This is a genomic window from Gilliamella sp., from assembly GCF_024104075.1.
Classification (GTDB): Bacteria; Pseudomonadota; Gammaproteobacteria; order Enterobacterales; family Orbaceae; genus Gilliamella; species Gilliamella bombi.
Window position 1 is genome coordinate 1 of sequence record NZ_JAGGHR010000053.1, and the last position, 9,198, is coordinate 9,198.

Annotated in this window: 8 protein-coding genes; 6 read left to right on the forward strand and 2 right to left on the reverse strand. The window is 35.6% G+C overall.

What is annotated here, in order from left to right:
* Positions 1–1,292 (forward strand): hypothetical protein (locus tag J6569_RS10680; protein ID WP_296318420.1); only part of this gene is annotated, 1,292 nt, incomplete at its 5' end.
* 927 nt (positions 1,293–2,219) lie between these two features.
* The gene (gene glyA / locus J6569_RS10685; protein ID WP_296318421.1) at positions 2,220–3,476 is read left to right on the forward strand and encodes a serine hydroxymethyltransferase; all 1,257 of its coding nucleotides are present in this window, start codon (positions 2,220–2,222) and stop codon (positions 3,474–3,476) included.
* Positions 3,477–3,524: 48 nt separating this feature from the next.
* Here glyA and J6569_RS10690 read toward each other — a convergent pair whose 3' ends face one another.
* Together J6569_RS10690 and J6569_RS11315 are read right to left on the reverse strand one after the other, a co-directional pair.
* Entirely contained in the window at positions 3,525–5,702 is a 2,178-nt protein-coding gene (locus J6569_RS10690; protein WP_296318422.1) for a phage holin family protein, read from the reverse strand.
* A gap of 57 nt (positions 5,703–5,759) precedes the next feature.
* A complete protein-coding gene (locus J6569_RS11315; protein WP_363319071.1) occupies positions 5,760–5,957 on the reverse strand; it encodes an integrase core domain-containing protein in 198 nt (65 codons plus the stop codon).
* 143 nt (positions 5,958–6,100) lie between these two features.
* Between J6569_RS11315 and J6569_RS10695 the strand changes: the two genes are divergently transcribed.
* The 4 genes from J6569_RS10695 (at position 6,101) to J6569_RS10710 (ending at position 8,876) form a co-directional block, all read left to right on the forward strand.
* Positions 6,101–6,466 carry a hypothetical protein gene (locus tag J6569_RS10695; protein WP_296303066.1) on the forward strand — a complete coding sequence of 122 codons (366 nt, stop codon included), beginning with the start codon at positions 6,101–6,103 and terminating at the stop codon, positions 6,464–6,466.
* A gap of 142 nt (positions 6,467–6,608) precedes the next feature.
* Positions 6,609–7,139: a hypothetical protein gene (locus J6569_RS10700; protein WP_296318423.1), complete on the forward strand. Its 531-nt coding sequence runs from the start codon at positions 6,609–6,611 to the stop codon at positions 7,137–7,139.
* A 433-nt stretch (positions 7,140–7,572) separates the two neighbouring features.
* The gene (locus J6569_RS10705; protein ID WP_085165057.1) at positions 7,573–7,941 is read left to right on the forward strand and encodes a hypothetical protein; all 369 of its coding nucleotides are present in this window, start codon (positions 7,573–7,575) and stop codon (positions 7,939–7,941) included.
* A gap of 485 nt (positions 7,942–8,426) precedes the next feature.
* The gene (locus J6569_RS10710; RefSeq protein ID WP_065610359.1) at positions 8,427–8,876 is read left to right on the forward strand and encodes an SMI1/KNR4 family protein; all 450 of its coding nucleotides are present in this window, start codon (positions 8,427–8,429) and stop codon (positions 8,874–8,876) included.
* Positions 8,877–9,198 lie beyond the last annotated feature (322 nt).

Sequence of the window (9,198 nt, forward strand, 5' to 3'; positions counted from 1 at the left end):
AAACAGAGGACTTATTAGGTATTAAGTTATCAGATGGTCGAACATTCACATCGCAAAATAATTCTTCATCACCGACAGCGCCAATCAAGTTACCGAATGTAGGGGATACTTTTGCTGATGTTGAAATGATAGTCCCGCCTTCAAGCGACTCAATAAATATAAATGATTTAGTGACACAAGGTAAATGGAGAGACGATGATGGAGATGGGCAGGGAGCAGGTGGAGTTACTGCATTAGGAAGTATATCGTTAGCAATAACGGATAAAGATGGCAATACCATTAATCGTAGTGATGCATTAGATATATGTAATGCACCTTATAAGGTAACTTTAAGTAGTACTGGAGGGAATTTAGCTACGCAGTATGGTGAGCCAAGAAGTAGTACTTTTAGTGGAGGAACAGCGGAGTATTATATCACTTTACCGTCACCGCCCGTTATTTGTGCGGTCAGGCCGAATTTGTTGTTGGGTGGAACAACTGGCTTGGGTTGGGACGACCCACGCTTCGCTGGTCCTGCTAACATATGGGATCCAGTTAAGGGCTTTTTAGTCCAGTCAACAAACCCGTCATCTTACGGTTTGAATTTTCCAACTACGGGGTCAGATGGATTGTATTTTGATTTGCTTATTGCTGGGGTAGATGCAAGTCAGTTGAGTTGGACGGTTACCACACGTGGTGATATAACGGCAACGGTGAGTTGGGTTAGGCCGCGTTCAGGTTCATTTATGGACCCATCATGGGGAAGTATTGTACAATATGATTCTTGGATTAGAGATAAATCCAAGAATGTAACGCGGGTAACGTTGAATGGTCCAGAGGCAAGAAGCCAGTGGAGCAATTCTAATCCTAGTCAAATTACCGTGCCATCTTTGCCACAGACATTTGAATTAATCGGTAGGGATAGAAGTGGTAATGAGGTTCGGTATGGATTTGAATTGAGGCAGTGGTTCGTCAATCGGGGTGGTCAATTGAAAACTTATAGTGACCAGTTAGCATGGTGTAATAGTTTGGGTTATCGAATGCCACGGGTAAGGGATTTAACCAATTCAAACTATAATAATTTAGGCGCAACACCTAGCTCATCAGTTAATTATTACATGCGTTATATAGGAGCAGGTTTTTTCACGGAGTGGGGCCTCATGAACTACTACGCTGATGCGGGCTTCATTTACTACAACTGGTGGACAAGCGACGCAGCAGGTAGCAATAGCTTACTTGTCAACTCGGGCGACGGCAACGTCGCCGGCTACAGTAACGGTGAGGACCATCCTGGTCTTTGTTCCGCACCTTAGCTTTTAGCGTTTAGTTCTTAATCCTTAGGGCGCGGAAGAGGGTTACGGTGCCTGAGAGGACAATATAACAAAGAATAAAGCCCCGCGGCAGTTGGGGCGTTTCCCTTAGGGTTGCGCAGTTGTGGCACAGCCACAATAGCGCCGCCCCCCTCCGCCGACGCAGAAAGCGTGGCAGGTAGTCCAGTATTACGCTGTGGCGGTTTAAAGCTGTGGTCTATTTTAGTTCGGCAAGGTTTCGGACGTATTGACCTTTGGGGAATAAAATAGCTATCTTGAATACGTCCTAGCAAGGGGAATTAGAGCGAACTCCTTTTGCAATCCCACGCTTTAGCGCATAATGTGTCTACGGCGCCCCTCCGCCGTCGATCGGTCTTAACGCACTGTTTGTGGGATTACTTGTATCATCCTGACACTCGCCTTTTCGAGACCATCTTCGCTTTGCTAAGATGGTCAAATTTGTTCCAGACAAATTTGTCAGACGTAGTACAAACTCGCCAAACATCCCTGTTTGGCGTGCTAATCTCACTCTGTTGTCGGCACATTCAGACGCCGAAACAAAACAGACAACATAACCTTGAGTGGTTTTTATAAGTTATTTTTTATAAAAAACAATACAGTTACCCTACAAAAGTTGGTTGTATAAAATTATTGATTTTATTGTTTTTTTAAATATGCTAAATAAAATCAGTATTCTTATGACTAGATTTGAATTGTTCAAATGATGCTATTAAGCAATGTTATTTATGTGAGTTATTTCTTTTAAAAGTTGCAGTACTATTTTTATTGCAATGTATTAATATTACTTATAACTCATAAAAAAAGATTGAAATCGTTTGGTTGTTAAGTAACCATATAAGTGTAATACCCATTTTTGCAAACGATAAAGCAAAATCTGACAAACTAAATAATTGATGATAAGGATCCAACATGTTTAGTAAAGATATGACTATTGCCGATTATGATGCGGAATTGTGGAATGCTATTAAAGGTGAAGAACAGCGCCAAGAAGATCACCTTGAACTGATCGCATCAGAAAACTACACCAGCCCACGAGTAATGCAAGCGCAAGGTTCGCAATTAACCAATAAATATGCCGAAGGTTATCCCGGAAAACGTTATTATGGTGGTTGTGAGTATGTTGATGTTGTTGAAAAATTAGCAATTGATCGTGCTAAGGCTTTATTTGGTGCTGATTATGCTAATGTGCAACCGCATTCAGGTTCACAAGCTAATTTTGCCGTTTATATGGCGCTTTTAAATACAGGCGATACTGTTTTAGGTATGAATTTGTCTGAAGGTGGGCATTTGACGCACGGTTCGCCCGTTAGCTTTTCGGGTAAACTTTATCATGTTGTGGATTATGGAGTTGATGATTCAGGGCGTATTGATTATGACAAGTTGGCTAAAACAGCCCAAGAATCTAAACCTAAAATGATTATTGGTGGATTTTCGGCTTATTCTGGGGTGGTGGATTGGCAACGTATGCGTGAAATCGCCGATAGTGTGGGCGCTTATTTTTTTGTGGATATGGCGCATGTGGCAGGGCTAGTTGCGGCAGGTGTTTATCCAAATCCAGTTCCTTATGCTCACGTTGTTACTACTACAACTCATAAAACTTTAGGTGGTCCTCGTGGCGGTTTGATTTTGGCTAAAGGTGGTAGTGAAGAATTATATAAAAAGTTAAATTCTGCTGTCTTTCCAGGAGCACAAGGTGGTCCTTTAATGCATGTAATTGCCGCTAAAGCAGTTGCGTTAAAAGAGGCGATGGAGCCTGAGTATAAAATCTATCAACAGCAAGTGGTGAAAAACGCTAAAGCTATGGTCGAGGTGATTTTGCAACGTGGCTATAAGGTAGTTTCTGGCGAAACACAAAATCATCTGTTTTTAATTGATTTAGTCGATAAAAATATCACAGGTAAAGAAGCTGATGCGGCTTTAGGTAGTGCTAATATTACCGTTAATAAAAATAGTGTACCAAAAGATCCACAAAGCCCATTTGTAACATCTGGTGTGCGTATCGGTACGCCGGCTATTACTCGCCGAGGCTTTAAAGAAGCCGAATCGCAAGATTTAGCTAATTGGATTTGTGATGTTTTAGATAATATCGATGACGAGCAAAACATCCAAGCCGTGAAAGAAAAGGTGCTTGAAATTTGCCGTCGTTTGCCAGTTTATCAGCATTAATGGTTGTTTCATTTCGCCGACGGTTGTCGGCGAAATGGTTTTTTGCTTTTATTTACCAATATTGGCATTTGTGTCAGTTTTGTTTTGGGTTTGTGCTTGTTTGTGCTGTTCGATATAGCGGTCAAGGTAACCTTCATGCCATAACCAGCCTCCTGTAACTCCAACACCAAGTAAAATTGCTAACCAAAAAATAATAACTAATTTGTTGTGACGTTGTTTCATTGGATCGCGCAAATTACGTTTTGCATTGGTAGGGAGCTGGGCTTTGCTAGTAAGCAAGCTTCCTAGCATTAAGTTGATTTTGACTTGCCCATTAATTGCCCAACCAGATGCTTCTAGTAATGGTCCAAGTGTTCTTCGACGTAATTTTAACCATGCTAAAATAACAGAAGGTCCTGAAATAATTAGAAATAATCCAATAAAAACTAAAGGTACTTGCCACCAAGCTAGCGCAAAAATGGCTTGGAATATTGTGGCTAATGCTGTGCCGATTGCGCCAATGGCTAAACCAATTGCAGCAAAAATCCCTACACTTTTACCAATATCAAACTTATTAGCTGGATTTTGTAGTGCTTGTTCACTTGATTTTTCGACATCGACATCTTTGCTGCTTGCCCATTTGTTAATTTGTTCGGTAATCACACGCCCCATACGTTGATAAGGTGCCCAAATAGCTTGTTGGATGCTGATTGGCTTAGTGATTATTTTCACAACATTGGCATCCCAATCGTTACCTTTATTGTCAATAAACACACCATTGCGACCTTCAATTAATAAATCACCTTGCCCTGCTGTCATTGCTGCTGCAATTAGCTGTTTTTCTCCATGTCTAGTGCATTCACAATAAAGTAAACAGAGTTCAGAATAATTTGCCATGGTTGCGTGTTTGGCAATATTATCGACCGCAACGCAAAGTGTTGCACAGCGACCATCAATGTAAAGTTCACCAAGTTGAAATGCTGCTCGTGTTTCAGGCTGAAAGAAGTCTGCAAAAGAGGTAAAGTTAACTAGCAAACGGTAAAGATGTTTATGAAATAGGACTAATTTTTCTAACACGAGAATATCTGATGCGGATATCGGTGTTTGATTATCTTGTTCAACCATCTTCTCAAATTCGGTCAGTAAATCATTGTTAGCTAGGTTGGTAATGATGCTAATAGGAATATCATCTATACTGGCCGAAGGCTCAATTTCAACAGTTAAGTGTGCTATTTCGGGCTTAGTGCTAATAAGTGAGGTATATGCTTGCAAGCTTTGTTGTATATTTTGCCATTCTTGTTGTGTTAGTTGGTCTGGATTGGATAATGATGATTCTATTAATGTCTTAAATCGGCTGATTTTAGCTTTCCAAAGTGGATTTAGCCCATTGACTAGATCTAGAGTATCAGTTGTGTCGATTTTGGATAGCGGTAATTCGGCTAATTCTTCTTCAGATAGTAATCCGTTTTGTGTTGGTACAATATATTTTTCGTCGACATTAAGTGCCGTTTGCGCTTGAGGGGCGTATTGTGCTAATTCAGCACGTAAAAAATAATCATCAATTTTGGGTTTTAATAACTGAATTAGTTTCCAAATTTCTGCGGTATTTTCACCAAATGGGGTTTGCGTATTACTTATTTTTGTTTGCCATTGTAACCACGTTTGTAGATTTTCAACAAAGGTGGTTGCTATGTTTAAATCAATGCCATCTTGCCCACTCATATCTTTTTGTGCACCAGTAGTTTTGATTGCTGTTGTAATAAACATTTGCATGTTTGGTGACAATTCGCTTGATGGAGGAAAGATCAAATCACCATTATAAAGTTTGTCAGCATTGATTTTTATTGATTGTTGTATATCATCTTGTGTTAAATAATCCACATTTTTTTTATTTAAGCTAGCTAAAATGCTTTGTGCGGTAACCGATAATTTTTTTCCTTGCGGGGTCGATGAGTTAATTTGTGATAATGGTAGTGTTTCACTTGTACTTAAGATACTATCAAATGAGTTGATTTTATCGCAAGTCCAGCTAATGGCATCTAAAATATCAGGTATGCGAATACGTCCGTCATTATCTGAATCGAGTAGAGATAAGGTTCGTTCATCAAAATCCAACCCTGTTGTTGGGCAACTTAGAGCGACCCATAATTTAGGATCTAAATCAGGTAAATTAATAATATCACTGGCACTTTTAAATACGACTTGATCAAGCCCACCAACACGTTGAAATGTCCACATATGGCTCATAATAATCTCCACACAAAAATTTGATAATATCTTTGTTAAAAGAAAACAGTGGGTTGTCTACATTTCATGACTAAAATAACCCTCTAAAAACTCATAAGGCTTTTTACTGGATATCGCTTGATGAGATTTAATTGTATTATAATAGCTAATAAATCGCTTAAACTTTTGTTTTCTATTTTTTGAATCTTCGGATATTTGCTGATTATGCCATATCTCCATTAAAGTTCGTACCACTCTTTCTGCTTTTCCATTTATTTATTGGTAGTTAGGTTTAGTGGCTTTTTGGTTTATGTGATTATTATACATTTTAACAAATCGGTGAATGCTACGTTTTCTTTATGATATAGTGCTGTTGAACCGAGTGAAAAATAAAACCTAATGGAAAAGGAGGTTGTTAAATGAATAAAATAGGAAAAGATGAATTAATCGTCAACTCAATTTTAGATGAGCTTTTAAATGAAAGACTTGAATATTATAAAAATAATTTAAGTAATTCAAGTGAGCCTATAAACGGCGATGATCCTTATGCAAGAGCAAGAAGTATTATTATCAAACTATCAAATGAGGAACAAAAGAAGATTTTTAACTTTTTACGTTTAGTAATGATAGATACAATGTCAGCAATTTTTGGCACCATAGATGGTTCACATTTTCCTCCAAATATTAGTGGTGATTTCATTCTTGAGTATGATGGAGATGAAATACAAGGTTCATTGCAAGATGAGTTAATTGCAAAAGCAGAAGAGATTGGTGTCTATGATTAATAGCTAAAAGTAAAGAATTTATTTTATCTTTTACATTTTATTATTTATATACCAATTGCTTTTAAAATATATTTAGGTACTTAATGAATTCGCTGAAAGAAGCTCATACAAAATTATTAAAATGGTTTAATAATGAACAACTGTGGAAAATTACCAAGAGGTAAAAGTGGTTAAGACAATATACGTTGATGTAGATTTTAATGGGATAATTATTTTCGACTATCCAGGGATATTTATCCCCTTTGGGGGAAAAATAAATAATGGAGAAAATATTCTTGAAGAATTTACTACAACAGGCAAAGGTGATTCTGTGCTTGATGAAGGAATTGCCTTACCTATCATGGGTATTGATGATGGTGGCTACGTTGTTCGTTTGTTTTTAAATGAAACTCCTTGTAATGAGAATAGATCCATTATATTCAGTGATAAATATTTTTATCTTAATGTTACTGGAGATTTATATATTGCTGATATGTCAGTTTTTTGGGAGTGGGAAGAATATACTGGTTGGAATAATACCGATATTCCTAAAGGAATATATAAAGTCTGTCTGGAGGGAGTAATTTTAAAAAAAAATGAGGATATTTTTTATTGCTATGATTTGATCTTAGAAAAAGTAAGTAAAATTGGTATAAGAGAAATTGAACCACGCTCAGATTGCAGGCTTTATTAAATATAATCCGAGTAAAATGTCTTAATTGATGTTATAAAGAAAAATAACATGTTGATTTTCTAAATCTTATAAAAAAGCAAACAGACCACTAGTGCTATCCTTGTACCACCTTTATAACGCCCTAGCCCTACGTATCGAAAAACATCAGATTGTTGACTGTAAGGGGAAATTTTAAGGCTAGATCAGCTTTATTCTTTAAGCGAAAAGTACCCTAGTTTGCTACTGTCGCTTATAATGCGGAAAGAAATGTTATTTAACCATTACAAAACGATTTTATAGTTTCAGTAAAAATTGTTTGATGCATATCATAGAGCATATTCAGGCCTAGATGATATTAAAGTTAATCCCAAATTTATAATTTGAGTATTTTTGTAACATACTCTAAAGTTGCTAATTTCATGAAAAGTTGGTTTAAAGAACTAGGATTAATGAAATGAATGACAAAAATCTTATCGAAATTGATGACTATTTATCTACTTCAACAAATTTCAATTTTTTAAAATTATTAGACGTTGATAATGCATTGGATTTAAGAGATGAATCCGAATTTGATTATCAGTGGATGAATGTTTTTAATTCTTTGAAAATGTGTGACTTTAATGCGAATGAAGTGAAATTTATTAATATGTTACGAGAAAAGGCTTTTAAACAATCTTTTAAAATAATTAATAATTTTGAAATATCTTCCCGAATTTCTGATGATATTGAGATAATAGCTAAGAGTTTTATTGCTAAGAAATATAAAAATTGGGCTATCACGCACTTGTGGTCAACCTATAAAAATAAAAAATTTCCAATATAATTATTATTATAACTTAATAAAAAAATTAATTATCTCTAATAAATTGCTTAGCCCATTTTATTTAATGTATTAAATCTTAGCAGCTAGACGGCGTAGACAAGGGTAATGCAGTTATCAATTATGGGTAAATGGATTCAGAAAATTGAACACCAATTAATAGAGCAAAATTTCAGGTATCATGGACAATATTTAGACGGATAAACCAGCCTGCATTACAATACTTTTAAGTATTATGAGCTGAGCATAGGTAATTTTATTTAGCTAGATTTGATTGGTTGTTGAGTGGGATTAATTTGTATCAGTATGATATTAGTAGGTTGGCTTTAGTTGTAAGTTATATAAAATTCTTCAGATATTAATCTAGGTACTTCAAAAACAGTGAATTCATCTATTTAACCAAAAATAAATGACTAGATAGGCAGTATCATAAATTTAGAAAAGGATATTGGAAATTGAAAGTATTCGATTTTAGGTAGGGTAATTATATGAGTAGTATTAAAAATCTTGTTATGCGTTTAAATCATGAGGCTCAAGATGAAGTGTATTGGCTTGGAGCTTGTGATGAATCACAAATTAATATACTTGAAAATAATTTAAAATTGTCGTTACCAAACGAGTTAAAAGAATTTATTTTATTAGTTGGTGGTGGAGGGCTTGTTGGAGAAGAATTGTCAGGTATAGTTGATAATGATGCTTTGGTTGAGTCAGGAGGCGCTATTTATTATGATACTTGCCTATGTAGAAATGAATACGCGTTACCATTAGATATGGCTGTTATTTACTTTAGAGATGATGATGTATGTTGGTGTGTTGATTGTGGAAGAAATACTTATGGAACAATAGTTAATTATGATCTTTTTTCAAGAAAAATATCAAATGTTCTCGCACCGTCATTCAACAGTTTTTTTGAGGAATATGTAAATCTACGCACATAACTTATAGCAAAAATTTTATAAAAATTAATTATTTAGTTTTTACATGTTTTATTATGAAAGTGATTCGTTTTTAGACTTTGATTGAGATAATATGGAGTCCTTTTTATTTGCTTGGACGAATGTTGTTTAACATGTTAATTAAATTAGATATCTCAAAATTATTGTTTTCTTTTATTGATAACGGTGAGTATTGCAAATAAAACGTAGCTATTCAGTGAATTATTTATACCAATTTGATTGGTAAACATCATCTTCAGGAGACTATTATATATATTTTTAGTGCTACAAAATGGTTTTATAAAATTAATGAAAAAATGGTAAG

Bases quoted from the DNA above. Each gene is read 5' to 3' on its own strand.
- glyA (WP_296318421.1), top strand. From the start codon at position 2,220: ATGTTTAGTAAAGATATGACTATTGCCGATTATGATGCGGAATTGTGG.
- J6569_RS10690 (WP_296318422.1), bottom strand. From the start codon at position 5,702: ATGAGCCATATGTGGACATTTCAACGTGTTGGTGGGCTTGATCAAGTC.
- J6569_RS10695 (WP_296303066.1), top strand. From the start codon at position 6,101: ATGAATAAAATAGGAAAAGATGAATTAATCGTCAACTCAATTTTAGAT.
- J6569_RS10705 (WP_085165057.1), top strand. From the start codon at position 7,573: ATGAATGACAAAAATCTTATCGAAATTGATGACTATTTATCTACTTCA.
- J6569_RS10710 (WP_065610359.1), top strand. From the start codon at position 8,427: ATGAGTAGTATTAAAAATCTTGTTATGCGTTTAAATCATGAGGCTCAA.